Source organism: Peptostreptococcus faecalis, assembly GCF_900240845.1.
In the GTDB taxonomy this organism is placed as follows: Bacteria; Bacillota; Clostridia; order Peptostreptococcales; family Peptostreptococcaceae; genus Peptostreptococcus; species Peptostreptococcus faecalis.
In genome coordinates this window covers 1-20,345 of sequence record NZ_OERU01000014.1, presented here as the reverse complement: position 1 = coordinate 20,345, position 20,345 = coordinate 1, and the positions used below count along the sequence as shown (strand labels likewise).

At 24.2% G+C, this 20,345-nt stretch carries 20 protein-coding genes and 2 pseudogenes; 14 read left to right on the top strand and 8 right to left on the bottom strand.

Annotated elements, in window-relative coordinates; translation table 11 throughout:
- Window positions 1-349 precede the first annotated feature (349 nt).
- The 3 genes from C0982_RS10830 to C0982_RS09815 all read left to right on the top strand — a co-directional run bounded on the left by C0982_RS10830 (window position 350) and on the right by C0982_RS09815 (window position 2,378).
- The gene (locus tag C0982_RS10830) at window positions 350-484 is read left to right on the top strand and encodes a hypothetical protein (RefSeq protein ID WP_278336052.1); all 135 of its coding nucleotides are present in this window, start codon (window positions 350-352) and stop codon (window positions 482-484) included.
- A gap of 124 nt (window positions 485-608) precedes the next feature.
- Window positions 609-770 (top strand): hypothetical protein, encoded by a 162-nt coding sequence (locus tag C0982_RS10600; protein WP_180946932.1) that lies wholly within the window; start codon window positions 609-611, stop codon window positions 768-770.
- A 450-nt stretch (window positions 771-1,220) separates the two neighbouring features.
- Window positions 1,221-2,378, top strand: a complete 1,158-nt coding sequence (locus C0982_RS09815; RefSeq protein ID WP_101774038.1) for a hypothetical protein — start codon at window positions 1,221-1,223, stop codon at window positions 2,376-2,378.
- Window positions 2,379-2,731: 353 nt separating this feature from the next.
- On the opposite strand, the gene C0982_RS10635 is transcribed toward C0982_RS09815, so the two are convergent.
- Window positions 2,732-2,899: a hypothetical protein gene (locus C0982_RS10635; RefSeq protein WP_207653252.1), complete on the bottom strand. Its 168-nt coding sequence runs from the start codon at window positions 2,897-2,899 to the stop codon at window positions 2,732-2,734.
- A gap of 251 nt (window positions 2,900-3,150) precedes the next feature.
- Between C0982_RS10635 and C0982_RS10720 the strand changes: the two are divergent.
- Window positions 3,151-3,520, top strand: a pseudogene (locus tag C0982_RS10720) (IS3-like element ISSwo1 family transposase); the annotation flags it as partial.
- Between the two features lie 101 nt (window positions 3,521-3,621).
- Here the strand turns inward: C0982_RS10720 and C0982_RS09800 are convergent.
- The gene (locus C0982_RS09800; RefSeq protein ID WP_101774036.1) at window positions 3,622-4,212 is read right to left on the bottom strand and encodes a LexA family transcriptional regulator; all 591 of its coding nucleotides are present in this window, start codon (window positions 4,210-4,212) and stop codon (window positions 3,622-3,624) included.
- A gap of 251 nt (window positions 4,213-4,463) precedes the next feature.
- Here C0982_RS09800 and C0982_RS10975 point away from each other — a divergent pair, with 251 nt between their 5' ends.
- The 5 genes from C0982_RS10975 to C0982_RS09785 all read left to right on the top strand — a co-directional run bounded on the left by C0982_RS10975 (window position 4,464) and on the right by C0982_RS09785 (window position 10,160).
- Window positions 4,464-4,757 carry a serine hydrolase gene (locus C0982_RS10975; protein WP_180946931.1) on the top strand — a complete coding sequence of 98 codons (294 nt, stop codon included), beginning with the start codon at window positions 4,464-4,466 and terminating at the stop codon, window positions 4,755-4,757.
- 173 nt (window positions 4,758-4,930) lie between these two features.
- Window positions 4,931-6,409 (top strand): radical SAM protein, encoded by a 1,479-nt coding sequence (locus tag C0982_RS09795; RefSeq protein WP_101774035.1) that lies wholly within the window; start codon window positions 4,931-4,933, stop codon window positions 6,407-6,409.
- A 3-nt stretch (window positions 6,410-6,412) separates the two neighbouring features.
- A complete protein-coding gene (locus tag C0982_RS09790; RefSeq protein ID WP_101774034.1) occupies window positions 6,413-8,188 on the top strand; it encodes an ATP-binding cassette domain-containing protein in 1,776 nt (591 codons plus the stop codon).
- A 69-nt stretch (window positions 8,189-8,257) separates the two neighbouring features.
- Window positions 8,258-8,413 (top strand): hypothetical protein, encoded by a 156-nt coding sequence (locus tag C0982_RS10595; protein ID WP_180946930.1) that lies wholly within the window; start codon window positions 8,258-8,260, stop codon window positions 8,411-8,413.
- Between the two features lie 430 nt (window positions 8,414-8,843).
- The gene (locus tag C0982_RS09785; RefSeq protein ID WP_101774033.1) at window positions 8,844-10,160 is read left to right on the top strand and encodes an ISL3 family transposase; all 1,317 of its coding nucleotides are present in this window, start codon (window positions 8,844-8,846) and stop codon (window positions 10,158-10,160) included.
- Between the two features lie 159 nt (window positions 10,161-10,319).
- Here C0982_RS09785 and C0982_RS10970 read toward each other — a convergent pair.
- The 5 genes and pseudogenes from C0982_RS10970 to C0982_RS10590 all read right to left on the bottom strand — a co-directional run bounded on the left by C0982_RS10970 (window position 10,320) and on the right by C0982_RS10590 (window position 13,595).
- Window positions 10,320-11,348: pseudogene (locus C0982_RS10970) on the bottom strand (IS256 family transposase).
- Window positions 11,349-11,668: 320 nt separating this feature from the next.
- Window positions 11,669-11,902 carry a hypothetical protein gene (locus C0982_RS10715; RefSeq protein ID WP_242961554.1) on the bottom strand — a complete coding sequence of 78 codons (234 nt, stop codon included), beginning with the start codon at window positions 11,900-11,902 and terminating at the stop codon, window positions 11,669-11,671.
- Window positions 11,893-12,054, bottom strand: coding sequence for a hypothetical protein (locus tag C0982_RS10710; RefSeq protein WP_242961553.1), 162 nt, complete (start codon window positions 12,052-12,054; stop codon window positions 11,893-11,895). The genes C0982_RS10715 and C0982_RS10710 overlap by 10 nt, the downstream gene beginning before the upstream one ends.
- A gap of 46 nt (window positions 12,055-12,100) precedes the next feature.
- Window positions 12,101-12,376: a helix-turn-helix domain-containing protein gene (locus C0982_RS10705; protein WP_242961552.1), complete on the bottom strand. Its 276-nt coding sequence runs from the start codon at window positions 12,374-12,376 to the stop codon at window positions 12,101-12,103.
- Between the two features lie 1,078 nt (window positions 12,377-13,454).
- Window positions 13,455-13,595, bottom strand: coding sequence for a hypothetical protein (locus tag C0982_RS10590; protein ID WP_180946929.1), 141 nt, complete (start codon window positions 13,593-13,595; stop codon window positions 13,455-13,457).
- A gap of 283 nt (window positions 13,596-13,878) precedes the next feature.
- Between C0982_RS10590 and C0982_RS09770 the strand changes: the two genes are divergently transcribed.
- Complete coding sequence (locus C0982_RS09770; RefSeq protein ID WP_101774032.1) at window positions 13,879-14,265, top strand: cell wall-binding repeat-containing protein; 387 nt, start codon at window positions 13,879-13,881, stop codon at window positions 14,263-14,265.
- A 241-nt stretch (window positions 14,266-14,506) separates the two neighbouring features.
- Here C0982_RS09770 and C0982_RS10965 read toward each other — a convergent pair whose 3' ends face one another.
- Window positions 14,507-14,647, bottom strand: coding sequence for a DDE-type integrase/transposase/recombinase (locus tag C0982_RS10965; RefSeq protein WP_408634006.1), 141 nt, complete (start codon window positions 14,645-14,647; stop codon window positions 14,507-14,509).
- Window positions 14,648-15,308: 661 nt separating this feature from the next.
- On the opposite strand from C0982_RS10965, the gene C0982_RS09760 reads away from it, so the two are divergent.
- The 4 genes from C0982_RS09760 (at window position 15,309) to C0982_RS09745 (ending at window position 20,218) form a co-directional block, all read left to right on the top strand.
- Window positions 15,309-15,497, top strand: coding sequence for a hypothetical protein (locus C0982_RS09760; protein ID WP_101774031.1), 189 nt, complete (start codon window positions 15,309-15,311; stop codon window positions 15,495-15,497).
- Between the two features lie 75 nt (window positions 15,498-15,572).
- A complete protein-coding gene (locus C0982_RS09755) occupies window positions 15,573-17,117 on the top strand; it encodes a radical SAM protein (RefSeq protein WP_101774030.1) in 1,545 nt (514 codons plus the stop codon).
- Window positions 17,118-17,534: 417 nt separating this feature from the next.
- Window positions 17,535-18,620 carry a hypothetical protein gene (locus C0982_RS09750; protein WP_101774029.1) on the top strand — a complete coding sequence of 362 codons (1,086 nt, stop codon included), beginning with the start codon at window positions 17,535-17,537 and terminating at the stop codon, window positions 18,618-18,620.
- Window positions 18,614-20,218, top strand: a complete 1,605-nt coding sequence (locus tag C0982_RS09745) for an ABC transporter transmembrane domain-containing protein (RefSeq protein WP_101774028.1) — start codon at window positions 18,614-18,616, stop codon at window positions 20,216-20,218. Before C0982_RS09750 ends, C0982_RS09745 begins: the two co-directional genes overlap by 7 nt.
- Window positions 20,219-20,345: the final 127 nt, after the last annotated feature.

The window sequence follows — 20,345 nt, the reverse complement described above, 5'->3', positions numbered from 1 at the left end:
AACTTATATTCTAGCACAGGATTCATGGTGAATCTTTTTTTATTTAGTTGTTCAATTTCATTTTACAATTAGCCTTCTATATTTATTTTGAAAAATCGAAACTCTTATATGAATAATGAGCATACATTGGATAGGATATACTGAATAGAAAAAATTTATTCTGAACGTGATATATAAATGTATATGTATATGGAGAAATAAAAATATCTGAGTGAATATATTACGAAGAAACTTTTAAAAAACAACTAGTGAATATCTACAATCAATATAATTACAAATATAAAGAGTTAGAGAGCAATATAAAATTTCTAAATCTACAATTAGACAGTTGGTTGTGAGGTATAGTAAAATGCAGTATTTTAATACTAAAGATAACATAAATGATGATGAAAACAAGTTGATTGAATTAGAAAAAATACTTAAAAAATTTAAAATAGAAAATGATATCCTAAAGCAAGCTGCAGTACTGCTGGAAAAAAAATAGACCTAATGATTTCTAATAAAGAGAAATATTAAAAGATAGTAAAAATAACTTCGGTGCAAAAAAAATAAAAATAGAGTTAGCAAAATTAAATATTTGTGTCTATAGGAGAGTAATTGCTAAAATAATGAATCAGAATGAGTTTGTTTCAAACTATACAATATCTCAATGTAAAGTGCCTAAAAGTAATTGTAATGAAGCAAAGATAGTGAATATAGTTGATAGAGCGTTTGATAATAGAGATTCCTTAGAAGTTATTATGAATTATCTAACCTATGTAAGAGTTTGAAGCGCATGGAATTTCGTATGTCTTTTAACAGACATTTATAATAGCAAAATAGTGAGATGCTCTGCGAGTAAAAAATAAGGACGCAAATTTATTAGAAAAGGGCATATTAAGTTGCAAATATGTATTAAATTAGATGAATAGTTACACTCTTTATAAATAAAAAGAATATGATAATTTAAAAACAGATAAGAGAATAGATACCTTTAAAATAAATGCTTACTTAGTCGTCGGGGGAATCATCATGATAATGCGTGTATCAAGTTATTGCGTTCTAAAAAAGGAAGAGGTTCATCAGTAAAAATACTCTGATTTTAAAATGCTTAAAATTCAAATGTTTTAATGTATAAAGTATTGAGATAATGTATGAGCTTTCAACTTAAAAGACAAACCATTAGTGTCTACATAATTGATGTAGATTCAAAAGATGTTATTATAAGGAGATTGTATATTATGAGTAACTATTGTGATAAAAAACATATTATAGAAAAGATATTAAATGTGAAATGTGATAAAACTATTTACTTTGATGATCCTCATTTGAGTAAAAAAAATAAATTATTACTAGAATTAGGGGCTATTACAAATAAAAAAATTTTAAATAATGAATATAAATATATTAATGCATTTTGTCACAATTTAGCATTATTTTATGAAAATTTAAAAAAATTCGATGAAAAAATTGTGAAATTAATAAATATTTTGGATAATGATTGTAATTATAGAAATCAAAACTATTTAGATTTTTTGACTAGCTTATATACTAGACATTATTACTGGAAAGAAAGAGCATGTAAAACAATTGATATTTTTAATAATGAAGGAATTTCTTTAGAAGAAAAGTGCCTTAAAATAAATAAAATTACTTTTTCGGTAAGCTTGATTGATACAATTATATTCCATAAACTTGATTTTTTTAAAAAAAATCAAGTTTATGGTGTTAATAATATGGAAAGCTACTATTTTTGTTCAAATGATAATAAATTAATTTCAGCTGGTCTTAATTTATATGACATTGCCATTTACAGAACTATTTGTACTATCTATGACTGTGGTTTTAATATTATCTCTAATAATATGATTGTAAAAGTATTATCAGGTAAAAAAAATAATAAATTAGAAAAATTGCAGAAAGATGACATAAGTAAATCTATAACTAGAATAAAAAACACAAGTATAACAATAATAGATAAAAATGGTAACAAAATAGTAAAAGAAAATTTAATCTATTTATTAGAAAAAAAAAATATAATAAAAATTTTAAGAGACCCTATATTATATAGAATAGGAAAGTTTGAATTTAAAACAATAAAAGTCCCGATAGAAGTGATGGAAACTCCAAACTCTTTTACAAAAACCAATATAATAATAAAAGAATTTTTGATATTTGAAATACTTTACTCAGAATGGGATAAAGCAAACACTATTAGAATTAATATAGATAAAATTTATAATATTTTGAATTCTAAGTCAAGTCAGTTAAGAAAGAAAATTAGAAATCATATAATTAATATCCTTTGCTATTGGAAAGATATTAATTATATATCAGATTATTATTTAGAAAAACATCATAATAAATTTACACATATTGTTATAGAAAAGCAGTTTTGAGTAATTTTCAATTTCTGTCCATGGACAAAAGCCGAAGAGAGTATTTTCTCTTCGGCTAATTTTATGCATAGCGTATACAACTTCAATTCCCTTTATAGTAGAAGCTGCAGTGTAAGTTCGACTGAAAACTGTTACTATAGGAAATCTTATACTTCACCTTATGGTGATTCTGTTCTAAAATATTATTAAGATATTTGGATTAACAATAATTTACTGATTCATCTAAGAAGCCTTCTGTTTTTAACTCATTTATAATTTTAATAGAAGTTGCATATTTATCTATTACAATTAAACGAGGTTGTCCATAATCACTAATAAGTCATTTAAGAAAAGCCTTTACTGAGACTGTATCTCTATGGTTTCTTAGCCACATATCTAACGTTAAACTGCTGAATAAATTGCTCTGTAAGGGTAGTAATAGTTTCCTTTAACTTTAATATAGGTTTCATCAATTCTCCCTGATTTCGACAACAATCTACGTTTATTTCTCTTTTTCCATAAATAGTATAGAGTTTTTCCATATTGACTTAACCAGCGATAAATAGTAGTGTGATCCACTCTAACGCTAAATCTACGCATTATTTTCTCACAATCACGATAACTTAAAGAAAAATGATAATAAAGTCCTAAAGCTTCAATTATTATTCTAAAATCATATTGTTTTCCTTTGAATAGTTTTTTTAATGATTGTGTATCATCCATTTATATGAATTATACAAATATTATATCGTAAAATTAGGATAAATTAAACTTTGCAACACAACCATTGCTAAATATAATTGATAGAGAGTTTGATAATGGAGATTCTTTAGACGTGATTGTTAGCGATCTAACCTATGCTAGAGTTGGAAATTCATGGAATTATGTATGCTTTTTAAATGATTTACATAATAGAAAAATAATCGGATCTTCTACAGGCAAAAATAAAGATGCAAATTTAATAGAAAAATCAATATTAAGCTATAAATATTCATTAGATAAAATTAATATATTTCATTCTGATAGATGAAAGGAATAACTCAAAAATAGATGAAATAATAGTCATATTTAAAATTAAACGATCACTTAGTTGTAAGGGAAATACTTATGACAATGCTGTAAATGAGGCTATTAAGGAAGTTTTAAAGACTAAATTTATATATTAAAACATAGCCTTTAGTATAGCTATCCACTCTACTCATTTTTCAAAAAAATTTGTAACATGACTGATTTATTCAATTTTAATTTATTTAATCATGTAACTTTAAGTTTGAAAATACACTCCTGTTATTTTTCCCAAAACAGATACTGATTTTTTCAATATTGATAACACTTCTATCTTAGAATTTCCAGAAAGGAGTATAATTTTATCCTCATCATTTTTATCTATATAACATTTTCTAATAACAGGATTTTCATTATCTATAGATATAACTATTAAGTCTCCATTGGTATACTTTTGTGTATTTTTAACAAGAACAAAGTAGTTTGGAAAAATATTAAAATTAATATTATCCTCGGATTCTATTTTAACAACATAGTCAGAATCAACTTTATTCTTGTGAATTAATACATAGTCTTTAAAATTTTCATAAGAAGTAACCATTTTACGATTTTTTAAATTATATATGTTTAATGATTTAATATTAGATTCTTTAAATTTGATAAAAAAATCAATGTCAATATTAAGTATTTTACAGAGAAGTTTTAATTGATATGTACTAATGTTTTGTGGTATTTCATTGTCACTCATATTTTCATATCTTACTATCGTTGATCTAGACACATTTAATAATTTAGCAAGATCTTCTTGTGAATAGTTGTTTTCTAATCTATAATGTTTAATTTTATTCATTTAAAACTCCCTTTTTATTATAAAATATATACTAATTATATTTTATAATAAAAATAATGTCAATTTTTAACATTATGAAAAGAATTAGTTTTAGACACACGTTACGTGATTATATAATATATAATTATATTTATTATAATTTGTATCAAATAAAGACTACTATTTTTATTTAATACAAATTATAATAAATATTGTGTTATTAATATGTCAAAAAAATAAAAAGAATAAGTTTATTAAAAAAATATATAATTTTGACAGTATTATTTTTAATCATATTAAATTATTGTGCGAGTAATAAATTTAATTCGAAAAATATATATGTTTATAACTTAACTGATAATGAAGAAATTTTGGATATTAATGCTAATGAAAAAGTTCCTTTAGCTTCGTTAACAAAAATAATGACCACATATGTGGTCTTGGATAACATAGATAACATATCTAATAAGGTAACTGTAGTTAATAAAAATATATTTAATGAACTTATTAATAAAAATGCGTCTAGAGCAGATTATTTTTATCGTTATTACCACTTTATTTATTAAAAAGAATCCGTTATCCATACTTTTAACTATTATTGCACTGTGTTTAAGTTTAATAATTTTAAAAGTAGATTGTTTTTTGTCCAATGCACTTATTATTAATAGCTTTTTTAAAACACTTATTTAAATAATTGAGTTTATGGCAAAATATAGTAAATAAAAAAAGGAGAAATTCAATGAATAATGAAAGATTTGGAAAACTATTTAAAATAGAAGACGGAGAAACATTTTTTTTTGATTCAGGTACAGGAAAAGTTCTTAGTTGTGATGTTAATGATGAAAAAATAATAAGTAATATTTTAGAAAATAAGATTTCAGTACAAGATACAGTAAAACAAAATCCTATGTTTGGAGAAATAGTAAAAAAAGAAAGTTTATTTAAATGTCCAGAAAAAAGAAAATTTATGGTTCCATCAAAAATAGAATTAGAAAGTATAATGAAAGGTAACTGTGAACAAATTATATTTGAGCTGACAGAAATTTGTAATTTAAGATGCGGTTACTGTATATATAATGATTCACATCCTGGATTTAGAAATTTTGGTAAAAAAAATTTAAGTTTCGAAATAGGAAAAAAGACTATAGATTATGTGTTAAAAGATTTCAAAAGGGAAAAGTTTAATTTAACTTTTTACGGTGGAGAACCTCTAGTTAATTTTAAGCTAATGAAAAGATTAATAGATTATGTTATAGATGAGTATCCGATGATTAAATTAAGCGTTTCCTTTACAACAAATGCAACTTTAATTAGTAAAGAAATGATAGATTACTTTAATTCATTAGATGAAATTAGTATATTATGTAGTATTGATGGCCCTAAGGAAATACATGATCGATTTAGGCGATATGAAAACAAAAAAGGATCTTTTGAAGATTCAGTAAGAGGATTCAATTTACTACGTAAATATTTTTACAAAAAAAATTCAGAGACTAAACAAATGTCAATAAATACAGTTATATGTCCACCTTTAGATGACGAAAAACTTAAACACATAAAAAAGTTTTTTGAGGAAGAATTAGATTTGCCAGATGATATAGAGTATACCTTAAATTATGTAGATGAAGGTGATATGGTATATGACTATAATGAAGAAAAAAATATTGCTGATTTGTATGATGATAATTCAGATTATGATATAGAAAATTGGGCAATGAAGGGATTAAAAAGTTCTAATGATATAGCTTATATAGAACAAATTAAAAATGATATATTAAGAATATCTAATAGACCAATAAATAAATTTAATGAAATGAAAGAAATTTATTTTCACGGAAATTGTATACCTGGTCAAAGAAGATTATATGTAAATGTTGATGGTGATTTTAGAGTTTGTGAAAGAACTGGAGATTCACCCTTCATAGGAAACTATAATTATGGATATGATTTTGATGCAATATATAAAAATTATTATCAGGAACATTTAGATTACTTTAATGAAAAATGTAAAACTTGTTGGGCTCATAATTTATGTTCAATATGTTATTCTACTACTATGAATAAAGATGGATTAGATTATAAACGATTAGATTCAATCTGTAAAAGTGCGAGGGGTACTGTAGAAAAACAATTAGAAGGATACTATACACTATTGAAATATAACAGAGATCTTTTAGAAAATATAATTAATGATAGCGAAGAAGAGTTTAGCAATTAAAATATGAATACTGCATATAACAAAAAAACAACAGTTGTAAAAAATCTGCTATGGTCTATTAATAAAGTGAAAAAATTTGATATAAGATATATTTTATTACTTGTATTTAGGAGTATTTTAGAAGGTATAATGCCTCTTGTTCCATTGTTAATAATGGAGAATATAATTAACTTGGCTCAATTAAAACATAGTAAATTTAATAATATATTGATGTTAGCAATATTGTTAATTTTTGTTGAAGTAATAAATACAATTTTATCTAATTTTGTTGCCTTTAATATAGAAAAATTTGAATTAAAATACACGCAATATATTCAGTCAGAAATATTAAGTAAAACAGCACGCTTAGATGTTAAAAAATTTGAAAATAGTGATATATATAATTTAATCGATAGAGTTCAATATGATTCAGAATATGGATTATTAGAATATATCAAAACTCTATTTGATATATTGAAAAAAATGATAACAATAATTTCATTTATTTTAATTATTTATAATTATGATATAAAAATCATGATTATAATTATTATTATACCTATAATAGGTTATTTTTATAGTAAAAAATATAGTTTATGTGAATATGAACTAATGAAGCAAAATACAGAAGATGATAGAAAATCTCATTATATTTTTTTTATACTAACGAATTCAGATACATTTAAAGAAATTCGTTCGTATTCGTTATCAAAATTTTTCATCAAAAAATTTAATGATATAAAATATAAAATAAATTTTTCAACTATTAATTTAAAAAGAAAAACGCTATGTTCATATACAGTTATAAATTTTTTTGAAAATATAGTTGATGGATTTATTATTATTAAAATGTTAACACAAGTATATAATAATGAAATACTTATAGGAGCATTTTTGCTATACAATGGAGCTCTAAGCAGCATAAAACAAAATTTACTTGAGACGTTTATGCAAGTTGCATCATTGTATAAAAATAGCTCGATAGTAGATCAAATAATATTATTTTTCAATCTAGAAGAAGAGGTTGTTTTATCAGATGGTATAATTATTACTTCAATAGATAAGATAGAGTTAAAAAATATATATTATAAATATGAAAAGTCTTCTGATTATGTATTAAAAAATATAAATATAAACCTTAAAAAGGGCGATAAAATGGCTATTTTAGGTCATAATGGTAGCGGTAAATCAACTTTAATTAAAATATTAATGGGTATATATCTTGATTATGAGGGTTCTATATATATTAATAATATTGATTTAAAGTTAATAAACATAGAAAGTTACAGAAGATTAGTTTCAAGTTTATTTCAAGATTATATAAGATATGAATCAAGTTTAAGAAATAATATTTGCTATGGAAATATTGAATTACTTAAAAGTGATAAAAATGAAGAAATTTTTAATATCTTGAAGGATGTTAAGTTAGAAAACTTAAATAAAGCTTTATATGAAAAATTAGGTTATCAATTTGATGGTGGAAAACAAGTATCAATTGGGCAGTGGCAGAAAATAGCAATAGCTAGAACGCTGATAAGAGAATCCGATGTTTACATATTTGATGAGCTAAATGCATCTTTGGACTTAAAATCTGAAAGAGATATATTGAAATCTATTTCGGACAGAGTTAATTCTAAAATATCTATTTTTATATTGCATAGATTTAATAAAATATTAAAAAATGCAGAAAAAATAATAATTTTAGAAAAAGGAATAATTTTAGATGAAGGAACTCATGAAAAGTTAATTAATAAAAATGATATATATACAGAGTTATATAATATTCAATATGAAAAATAATAACAAGCTTATTACTGGTTGATTTATAATTAAGCCAGAATAAAATAAAATCAAATTAGGAGGAATATTATGAAATTAACAAATGATGTAACAGGACAGCCGTTGGTTGGGAGAGCAGGATGCGTGTGTAGCGGTAAAAAACTTTTTAAATATGGGAAAGTTGTAGGAAAATGTGCTTGTAATGGTAAGGCAAATATGCAAGCTAATAAAACACATCGTAAATAGTAATACTGTAGTAGGAAAATCTAGAAGTTCATGTATAGGTACCTTTAGAAATAAAAATAGTAGTTTTTACCTTCCATTTGGATGCAATTGTACTTGTGCTTATGGAAATAAGAATAAAGATAGTAATAGATCACGAGTACTTAAGAATAATTAAATATATATAATAATTTTCAAAGATTTAATTATCTTAGATTAAGGAAAAATAGAAAGTATATGGTTATAAGATAAAAGTGAGCTGAATTTTTAGCTCGCTTTTATCTTATAGGTTGTATAATTTTTAGCGTTGATGGTAATAAAAAATCAATAATAGTCGAAAGACTAAAATGGATAAAATTACTATCAGCGCTATATTTTTTAAAAAAGGTTGAAAACATGTTAGATCCAGTTGTATGATTAAATCGCTAAACATAAACTACAAGGAGGATTAAACATGTTTTCAAATATAAGTATATCAAAACTTTTAGGAATTTGTGACAAAAATTTAAAATTAATTGAAAAAATTTATTCAAAAATAATAAAAGATGTTGAATATCAAGTTCTAGAAGTTATTATTACCTATATACCAAGCCATTTTCCTCACTGTAAAATAGAGAATAAAAATCACAACATAGTTAAAAATGGCAATCAAATTGTAAAAATATTATTAAATAGGACTTGCGATAATCCTGTGATGATTCATGCTAAAAAGCAAAGATTCTTTTGTAAAAACTGTAAAAAAACTTTTATGGCAGAAACTAATTTAACTAACAAAGGTTGTTTTATAAGCAATAATGTTAAGAAATCAATTATAGATAATTTATCTGAAATTATACCTATGAAAGTAATAGCAAAGAATCACTATATTTCTCCAAGTACAGTTGCTAGAGTCCTTAGGTCAACTGAATCTAAAAACAATAAGTGTTGGTTTCCTGAGGTTCTTGGAATAGATGAATTTAAATCTACTAAAAGTGTAGATGGCTCAATGAGTGTGAATTTAGTAGATATAGAAACTGGGAAAATTATTGATATTGTCTCCGACAGGAGAAAAAGATTTTTAGGTGAATACTTTAATTCATATAACAAATCAATAAGAAATAATGTTAAATATATTGTGACAGATATGTATCCTACATATATTGAATTGGCTAAAATTCTCTTTCCTAAAGCAGAAATAGTGCTAGATAAATTTCATATAGTACAACTATTTACTAGGAATATGAACAAACTCAGAATAAATGAAATGAAAAATTTTAAAATTTATAAACATGAATATAAAATGATGAAAAGATATTGGAAGATACTATTAGCGAAGGAATGGGAGTTAGAAAGTATAAAGTTTTATAAATGCATAGGATATAAAAAATTCACAAATTCAAGAGGTATTAGAAACGATATATTGTCATATTCTAATACTTTAAAAGAAGCATATATATTTTATCAAGAAGTATTAAGCGTAATTGAACTCAAGGATATAGAAGGATTTAAAAAGCTTTTAAATCAAGATATTAATGAAATCCCAGAATGTTTTAGAACTAGTATAGAAAGTCTAAATAAATACAAGAAATATGCTATAAATTCGCTTAAAACGGGTTATACAAATGCTTCTGTAGAAGGGAATAGCAACTTAATAAAAGCGTATAAAAGAGTATCCTTCGGATTTAGAAGCTTTAGAAATATGAGAATAAGGATATTGTTAAGAAACAGATTCAAAACACAAAAAAACGGCAAATCTGAATCACTTAATTGTGAAACAGATTTTGCCGCTTAAAAACTTAAGATTTCTTCATCAACGTTATTTGACAAAGAGCCATCTTATATTATTAATTAAATTTAAGTACGTCAATGAAAATCGCGAATTTTCAGTTTTTAAAGATTGATATTCTATACGTTCTTCGAACATAATTAAAAGTTCACCAAATATTGGACCTCAGTTTCTAACTGGATACTGTCACTTTTTACTTACTTTTTCGATAGAAAGATATAGTGCTTTTTCTAAATAAGATTTTGTAGGAAAAACTCTTTTGTTTCTGTTTAGTCGTTTAAACTGAGCATTTAAATTTTGCATTGCTTGCTCTTCGTTACTTGATAAGTAAATATTTTTCAAATCTTGGGCGAATTCTTTTTTCCTTGTAAGAAACATATTTAAAAGTGTTTCTAACTTGATGAACTATGCAACGTTGATATTCAGATTTAGGAAAAGCTACCTCTATAGTTTTTTTTGTTCCAGTTAATCCATCTGCACAAAATATAATTATGTCTTTTAACCCTCTATTTTTAAGCTCATTAAAAATGGAAAACCAGTATTTAGAAGATTCATAGTCTTCGACATATATCTCTAAAACTTCTTTTATTCCATCTTTATTTATCCTTAAAATTAGGTATACAGCACGTTTTTTAACAACACCACTATCTCTTACAGAAAAGTGTACAGATCTATATACACTACTGGAAAAATCGATTCTAACGGTCGACTTTTTCATTCTTCAATTCTAAGAATAACCTTATCTGTGAAATCTCTTATCATGGATTCTGACATTTTAAATCCATAAATATCTTCAACTTCTTCGATAATTGTCTTATTAGTTAATCCTGACGCATACATGTTTATTATTTTTTGTTCAATTTATGAAATATCCTTTTGTCTTTTTTTGATAATTTGAGGTTCAAATTTACAGTCTCTATCTTGAGAAATTTCGATATCGAATTATCCCATAGAATTTCGAACATTCTTTGTTTCATAGCCATTTCGATTGTTTTTTGAGCTATCTCTATCGTATTTTTCGTACCCTAAATGCCCATCTATTTCAGCTTATAAGATATCTTGCAGTGTTTCTCCGAGTAAATCCTTTAGAGCTTATTGAATATCCTTAACGTTTTTGATTTCATAGGTATTAATTAGCTCTCCTGTGATATTTTTCTTTCTTGGATCCATTTGTTCGCGTTTTTTTCTGCCCATTTTAAAAGTCTTCCTATAATAATTTTATTTTACCATAGAAGGATTTATTAATTTACAGACTTTTTTGCATATACTAGCAATAAATACTGCGACATTTCTATAAATTACTTATCTCATATAAAAATGCTTCAAAATTAGTTCTAAATTACAGACACTTCCTTGGTCTGGAATTTATTTCGTGCAAAACATTTATTAGCTCGATTTCATCGATTTTTGCTAAATAAGTTTTATTTGGATAATATTCTCTAAGTAATCCGTTACTATTTTCATTTTTTCTCTCTGCCAAGCACTGTAAGAATCTGCAAAATAAAAGTCTATTTTTAGATTTTTCTCAACTTCTTTATAACATGCAAATTCTTTGCCTCGATCAGATGTAAAACTTTTAAATATTTTTTAGGAAAAGCTGATACTAACTTTTTTATCGCCTCATACATAGACTTTTTACTTCTATTACTCATTTTTATAGCAACGTACATTCTTGTTTTAATTTCAACAAATGTCGATAGAAATCCATTACTCTGTCCCCTCGGAGATACAGTAGTATCTAATCCCAATGACTAAATTCACTACGTTCTTTAACTATCTTAGGTCTCTTAGCTATAGGTTTTCCAATATTAAATTGACCTCTTTTATCTTTTGGATATCTAGTTTCACCTTTGAATCTCAATGAACTTAGATTGATATCTAAACATTGGAATAAATCCAATTATAAATAGCTTTAAACGAAACTATTCCCTCAAGAAATCTGCCAACTATTTGTTCAGGAGACCATGATTTTTTATACAATTTTCTATAAAAATTTTTAAAGAACTTGTGATTTTTACTTTTCCACCTTTGTTTTTAGATAAAGTTTTACTATTTGTATCTGCATTTTGAGCACTGTAGTTATTTGGGCAGCGCTTAGTTTCACGACTTATTGTGTAATGATGGGAATCAAGTATTGTAGAAATTTTCCTAGCGGAATATCCTTTTTTATTTAGTACCTCTATTTTAACTCGCTTATTTATGCTAAGATGTTTATAACTCATAATAATTCCTTTCGAAAGTGTTTTTGTCGTTATTAACATTTACACGAAATAGAATCTATTATGAGTTTTTTATTTAGGTGTAGCACTTAATTATACAGCTCATTAGATAAAAATAGTATTATTCATAATGTTACATAATAACTTAATGTAACATTATGAATAATACTTTCTATATTTATATGGTGAAAGCATTGATAATAAAGAAATGTAAGAAAATGTATAAAATATTTAAGATGTTACACAATTATAGATATGTAACATCTTGTACATAATATAAGGGGGGACAGCATAAGGAGGATATATCCCACAGTAATAAACTGCTATACAGTTTTATATCTGATTAAACATAATCAAGAAAAACATAGAAGACACATCATAGAATAGTTATAGAAACAGAGTAAACACACAATAGACACAGCTTAAGCAATTGCAACTACATATGTTCATAGTGCTGATTACACATAGTTTAACCATTCAAGGAACAATTTGAACTCAATATAAAAGACAGTGTAAGAACATCTAACTATGTATAAAATAATCAATGAGTTTCTTTATAATATAAATATATATTTATATTATAAAGACTGCTCTCTTACGCTATTAACAAGCAATATTATATAAAAATATGCTAAGTAATAGCTAGTACAGTGAGGGTATAGGTACAGATCGATTATTTTTTTTTATAGAATATATGAATTAAGGACGTTCATATAGAGGGGGAAGGTGAAAAAGTTTTGAAACTGAATCCCCACGACCACACCCGAGGTTAAATCCGAGAAAATGCCAGAAATTAGAACTTTAGATTTCTATTTTACGTTAATTAGCATTGTAAGGTATAAAACTAAGGCGGATATTATAAAAATATCCTATGATTCAAATATAAAGGTTATTTTTATTAAAGCCTTGTAAAATTTAATGCAAAATAAAAAATACTCTAGATTAGAAGGCTGCGGTAAGTTTAATAATATAAAGTTTTATATGCAATAGAAAAAGAACTTTGATATTTAAATGTTCTTTAGAACTATTCTGTAGACACTATTTTTGGGGATAGTTTGTTTACTCTTTAACTTAAGTACCATTAGATACATTTTTTTTCATCAGGTGCCAGAGAATTTATATAAGTGTCTATCGCCTCGTCAATGCATTTGTAGATAAATTTATGGTCTTTTATTCCTATTAATGCGTTCATTTTTAGTAATGTATCAGTTTTAATTTTCATTGTAGTTAAATCTGATTTTTTGACTTTTTCCTTTGACTTTTTTTACACTAGACAATTCTTTCATGTGATCCTCAACATTGTAAGGTTTAGAGGATAGATAATCGTTATAATGGATATATTGGGAATAATTATTTTAAATATGGAAGCCAAGTGAATAATATAATTCAGAAATTTTTTTTATCTAAAGAACACAATAACATCGTTATAGATAATAAATAAGATACCTTATTTATTATCTATATCTACTTTTGCATCATACCTAGCAAGAAAAGATGGATTTGTTTTGTTAGATTATAGTAAACTTAATGAAACTTTTTATAATTTTCCTTTCTATGAAGAGATTTGCTATGTAATATGGGGACTTGATTATATTCCTAATTATGTAAATTTAGATTATTATGTAATAAGACTATTTGAATCAGATAGATATAAAACAGCTACGGAAATGGCGAATGTGGATAAAAGAGAGTTTAACAAAGATATAAAAATAATAGTCCTAGTAAATGGAAAAGACTGTCCTGATGCCCTTTCATCAAGCTTAATAGCGACAATGAACAACGGAACAGTATTATTAACAGAGTCTGATAGATTAAATAAAGATACAAGGGAATATATACAAAATAATAATATAGAGAATGTAATAATAGTAGGTAGTACTAATGAACGTTGAGAATAAATTGAAAGAATTAATGTAAATATAGATACAAAAAAAACCAATGGAGTTTAATAAGTTGGGTTTCAAAATTTAAAACAATGGCATACTTTAGAAAATTCTTGAATTTCTAGCAGGCATTTTTAAATAATCTTTCAATTTCTGTCCATGGACAAAAGCCGAAGAGAAATCACTCTCTTCGGCTGATTTTATGCATAACGTATACAACTTCAATTCCTTTTATAGTAGAAGCTACAGTTTAAGTCGACTGAAAACTGTTACTATAGGGAATTTTAGACTTCACCTTATGATGATCCTGTTCTAAAATATTAATAATATATTTGGATTGCCAATGATTTATTGATTTATCTAATAAATCTTCTGATTTCAACTCATTTATAGCTTTGAATGAGGCTCATATTTATCTATTACAATAGAATTGGGCCATCCGTAATCTCTTATTAATCATTTGAAAAAAGCTTTAATAGAGATAGTCTCTATGATTTCTTAGACGAATATCTAAAGTATATCCATTAGAATCGATAGCTCTGTAAGATAGCAATATTTACTTTTAACCTTAATATAAGTTTTATTAATTCTCCAAGACTTAGATAAAGCTCTACGTTTATTTATTCTTTTCCATAAAGGATAAAAAGTCTTTCAATACTGATTATTCCAACGATAAATAGTTGTATGATCACTAAATCTACGCATTATTTTCTTATAATCACGATAACTTAAAGAAAAATGATAATAAAGTCCTAAGGCTTCAATTGTTATTCTAAAATCATATTACTTTCCTTTAAATAATTTTTTCATGATTGTGTACTCTCCATCTATATGAATTACACCAATAGTATGTCTCAAAATCAGGACAAATTAAACTTTGTAACACAATTTTTTTGTACATACATCTATCTTTTTTTGTACATATATCTATCTTTTTTTGTACATACATCTATTTTTTTCAGTATATATGTATTAGCAATAAATTATTACGTATAGCATGTTGTTAGAATAGAAATTTGTATTAAATATACAATATAATTGGAGGTTAGTTTATGAATTTAATTGAGCCATTGTATGGAGAAATGTTAGATGGAGACAAAGCAAACGCATGCAGATGTAAGTGTAATATAAAGGCAAAAAATCATAGTAGTGGGAGAGGTTATTCAGTTATTCCAGGAATTCCTGGTGGATGTGCTTGTGCAGGAACAAGAAATCAAAAAGAAAATAAATCATATGTATAATATATATGTTTAAATATATGTTTAAATAAATATTTAAATACAAATTTCTATTTTAATTTATAGGAGGATTTTAAATTGGACAGAGAAATATATGAGAGATTGATGCTTTTTTCAGAGTCTGGTGAAATAAATAGGCTTGGAAAACTCTTTAGCACAGAAGAAAATAATTATTTTTATGATACAGGAACTGGAAAGATAGTAAAATTAGATGATTTAGATTTTTACATAATTAATGCATTATTTAAAGGTAATGTAGCTCCTTTGGCCAAAAATGCAGATAATATATCTCACTTAATAGAGTTTATTAAAAATGAAAATTTATTCAGTGCTATTAAACCTAATAATTTTTATATAAATAAAAAACAAGATAGAATAATCAAAACAATTGATTATTCTATGGAACAATTGATTATAAAATTAACTGGAAAATGCAATTTTAAATGTAAGTATTGTGTATATAATGAATCATTTGAAACATGCGAAGAATTTAATGATAAGGATATTGACATAATAACGGCTAAAAAAGCAGTAGATTATTTTATAAAGCATTCAAATAAAACAAAACCTGTAGCAATAACATTTTATGGTGGAGAACCTCTTATAAAATATGATCTTATGAAGGATATTATAAAATATAGTATAGGTCAATCAAAAAAGGAAAATATAAATATTGAATTTTCCTTTACGAGCAATTTGTATTTATTAAACGATGAAATGATTGATTTTTTCAAAAAGGTAGATAATCTCTCTATTTTATGTAGTATAGACGGGGATAAAAAGTCTCATGATGAATATAGAATTATATCAGGTGGGAAAGGGACTTTTGATACAGTATATGAAAATTTTGTAAAATTAGTAAAAGAATTTAAATATGTAAATAAAGACAGTAATATTGCTGTTAATTCAGTGTTTGCACCACCATATACTTATGAGAAATTAGATAGGATGGAAAATTTTGCTAATTCGGTATCTGAAATTTCTGATAAAATAGATTTTGGAATAACATATCCTACTGAAGGAAGTATAATTAACTATATTGATAATTTTGATATATATAATAATCCTAAGTATAATACAAATTTTGGCGATTTTAAACCACTCTTATTGTGGCAAAAAAAACATTTCAATGGGAAGTATTATTCAGAAAATACAAACACTTATATTGGAAAACATATAGCCGAAGCATTAGTTGATATTGATAAGAGATATTTGGCTGATAAAGCTTATGATAATTATAACATGAATTCATGTTGTATTCCTGGATTAAGAAGGCTTTATGTTAACACTGATGGTAAATATTATTTATGTGAAAGAATTGGTCTATCACCAAGTATCGGTGATGTTGAATTTGGAATAAACAAAGAAAACATAAAAAAACACTATTTAGATGAATTTAATGACAAAACTATGCCATATTGTAGTAAATGTTGGGCAATAAGATTTTGTTCATTATGTTACTCGGATAGATATACTGAAGATGGTTATAATGAAAAATTCAATTTACAGGGAACTTGTGAATCAATTAGAAATTCAACTAAAGATAATTTGATATTATATCATGAGTATAGAGAAAAATGTCCTGAAAATTTAAATTTCATAAAGAACACTGAATATATTTAAAATCACTATGTATTATAGTTTATGTTAAAATCTATGTGACTATGTAAAATTAAAAAAAGGCACTAATCTTCATAGATAAAATGCTTTTATATCTATGAAGATTAGTGTGATAAATATTTGTAAAAGTGTCAATTACTTTTTTTGTATATTGCTTATAGTTTTAAAAAACTAGAAAAATAAGTCAAAAACACAAGATACCTTAAAATTTATAATATTTTAGATGAAGGTATTATAAGGAAAAAAAGCTATTCGCATATTTCTTTATATATACTCTCTCATCAACTTGAACTATTTAATGAGAGAATATATATAAAGAAATATAATGGACTTGAAATTTTTTCTAAAATAATATATATATATAATTCATTTAAAAATTGTATTTAATTAATAAAATAAAATAAAAAAGGATGTTATATAATGCTAAAAAGAAAAGAATATAAAGTCGATTTATCTTTATCAAAAAAGGAAGATTATAGTTTATTGCATATTGTATTTAAATATGGATGTGAATATGATCTATATAAAGGATTAACTCACATATCTGAACATTTTATTTTGAATTTAATAAATGAAAATATATTAAAAAATAGTATGACTATAGGAATGAATGCAGAAACTGGGTATAATTACACTTCATTTACTTTTTTTTCAGATAATAAAAATGATAACAACAAACTGGAAAAAAAAATAAAAAAAATACTATATAATGAAAATATTTTGAATTATGATCATTATTTTCTGGAAAAGATATTTATTCAATCAAAGAATGAAGTTATTGACGAAATTAAAAGTTTTGATTCCACAATAAAAAGAGAAACTGATTTTATAAATAAACATATTTTTAATGAAAATATTAATTTGCCAATAGGTGAAATTAATGATATAGAAAAAATAACATTAGAAGATGTACTTGATAATATTAAAAAAAATTTACTTAAAAATGAATCACTATTTATTACCCTTGGATTTGAAAATAAGATACATATTTATAATGAAAACAAGTCATTTATTAAAAAAAATAAAAATATAAAAAAAATTAATACAGCAAAATATAATAAGAAACTATACTATATTTATAAATTAGAAAAGAAAGACTGCTTTTTATATGATATGATTTATGATGCAATCATCGTGAGTAGATTTAATCAAATGTTTGAGAATAATAAGATTGATATAGGTACAAAATTAATAAATAATTATAATATTTATAGAATAGTAGTACTAAAAAACAAATGCTCTAGTATAGTTGTTAAAAATTGTATTAAAAAATCTATAAATAGATCTGAATTTTATGAAGTTAAAGATTCTTACTATAATTTATTTAACAAAAACGAATACAAAAATAAATTTGTTCTTGGACTTTTATTGTTATTATACAGAAGTGATAACTTAGAAAAATATATAGACAGTAATATCCTTGAATTAATTAAACTTAACTTAGAAAATTTAAATTATGATTCATTCTATAATCATATAAATAAAATGGAGATTAATATATGTTAAAATTATTTAAAAGCATTTTTATTTTAAACAAAAAAAATATTATTTTTGTTTTTCTTCTTATGATATTAGTATCAATACCAACCACTATATTACCTCTTATATTAAAAAAAATAATTGATGATGCTATTATTGGTAAAAGTGTCTACTTATTACTTAAATATTCATTATATTATATAGCTATAGCATCAATAATGGAAGTTTCAAGGATAGCACTACAATACATTCTTTCTGTAATAAAAAATAATGTGGTAAAATATTATAAGATACAAATAATAAAAAAGCTAAAAAGAATAAATGGGAATGAAGCTGACAATTTAAATATTGGTGAAGTATTAACAGTTTTTAACAATGACATACAAATGTTGGAAGATTTTGGTGGAGATGTTATAGTAAATATTTTATCTAATATAATAATATCACTAATATCATTTATAATATTAGTGAATATGAATTTAAAATTAACACTTATTATAAGTGTTATACAGATATGTGGATATTTTATTCAAATTTTTATATCTAAAAAAATACAAAAACATTATTTAGATGTAAGAATTAAAGAAGAAGAAATAGCAAACTCGTTTCAAGAATATTTAAATAACATTAAAAGTATAATATTATCTAAATTAAGTGGTTTTTTTTGTGATAGATTTGGAAAGACAGTTGACCTTTATATGAAAAAAAGTGTAAAATTAAGCCTTTTTCATTCACTCAATGTATTTGAAGAAGGAATGCTAACTACAGTCAGTATTCTGATAATATATATTATTGGAGGTTTTAATGTTATAAATGGAAAATTTTCTATTGGAGAAATAATTGCATTTGAGCAATATTCATTTATGTTTATAGGACCGTGTTTATCAATGATTGTTTATAAAAGTTTTTTTGAAGAAATGAGAATATCTAATCAAAGATTAAATAAAATAATGTCACTAGATGAGATATCACCTAATAAAATTGATGAAAAAGAAATAGAAAATATAAAATTGGAAAATGTATCTTTTCATATAAATGAAAAATACATATTTCAAAATATAAATATGTATTTTCAAAAAAAATTAATGTATGCTATTATTGGAAAAAATGGATCTGGAAAATCAACGTTAATTGATATATTATCAGGCTTAAAATTTAATACATCTGGAGTAATTACTTTCAATGAAACAAATATTGTAAAAAAACATGAAATCAATTTAAAAGATAATGTATATGTTTCTTCACAAAATGATTTTATTTTTTCGGATTCTGTATATAATAATATTGTATCGGATGATTCGATAAGAGCAAATAAAATGTGTGAATTAAGAAAAATCATTGATTTTAATTATCTTTTTTCAAATTTTGAAAAAGGAATTAATACTATTATTGGCAATAATGGGAGCTTAATATCAGGAGGACAAAGGCAGATTATAACAATAGTAAGAGCACTATTAAGCGAAGAAGATGTAATAATATTAGATGAAAATTTTTCAGAAGTAGATTATGAAAAAAAAGAATATTTATTTAATAAAATGAGGGAAATATTAACTAATAAAATAGTTATACTCATAACACATGATGAATATATAGTTAATTCAGTAGATGTTGTGTATGAAATGTAAAAAACATATATGAGACTATAATAAATATGTTAAAAAAATAAATAAAAACTTAAGGCTAATTGTAAAATGAAATTGAACAACTCAATAAAAAAAGATTCACCATGAATCCTGTGCTAGAATATAAGTG

Coding starts and splice junctions, on each gene's coding strand:
- C0982_RS10600 (WP_180946932.1), top strand. CDS start 609: ATGAATCAGAATGAGTTTGTTTCAAACTATACAATATCTCAATGTAAA.
- C0982_RS10590 (WP_180946929.1), bottom strand. CDS start 13,595: ATGAAAATTAAAACTGATACATTACTAAAAATGAACGCATTAATAGGA.
- C0982_RS09745 (WP_101774028.1), top strand. CDS start 18,614: ATGTTAAAATTATTTAAAAGCATTTTTATTTTAAACAAAAAAAATATT.
- C0982_RS09795 (WP_101774035.1), top strand. CDS start 4,931: ATGAATAATGAAAGATTTGGAAAACTATTTAAAATAGAAGACGGAGAA.
- C0982_RS09790 (WP_101774034.1), top strand. CDS start 6,413: ATGAATACTGCATATAACAAAAAAACAACAGTTGTAAAAAATCTGCTA.
- C0982_RS09800 (WP_101774036.1), bottom strand. CDS start 4,212: ATGAATAAAATTAAACATTATAGATTAGAAAACAACTATTCACAAGAA.
- C0982_RS10830 (WP_278336052.1), top strand. CDS start 350: ATGCAGTATTTTAATACTAAAGATAACATAAATGATGATGAAAACAAG.
- C0982_RS09760 (WP_101774031.1), top strand. CDS start 15,309: ATGAATTTAATTGAGCCATTGTATGGAGAAATGTTAGATGGAGACAAA.
- C0982_RS09750 (WP_101774029.1), top strand. CDS start 17,535: ATGCTAAAAAGAAAAGAATATAAAGTCGATTTATCTTTATCAAAAAAG.
- C0982_RS10705 (WP_242961552.1), bottom strand. CDS start 12,376: ATGAGTTATAAACATCTTAGCATAAATAAGCGAGTTAAAATAGAGGTA.
- C0982_RS10635 (WP_207653252.1), bottom strand. CDS start 2,899: ATGGAAAAACTCTATACTATTTATGGAAAAAGAGAAATAAACGTAGAT.
- C0982_RS09785 (WP_101774033.1), top strand. CDS start 8,844: ATGTTTTCAAATATAAGTATATCAAAACTTTTAGGAATTTGTGACAAA.
- C0982_RS09815 (WP_101774038.1), top strand. CDS start 1,221: ATGAGTAACTATTGTGATAAAAAACATATTATAGAAAAGATATTAAAT.
- C0982_RS10595 (WP_180946930.1), top strand. CDS start 8,258: ATGAAATTAACAAATGATGTAACAGGACAGCCGTTGGTTGGGAGAGCA.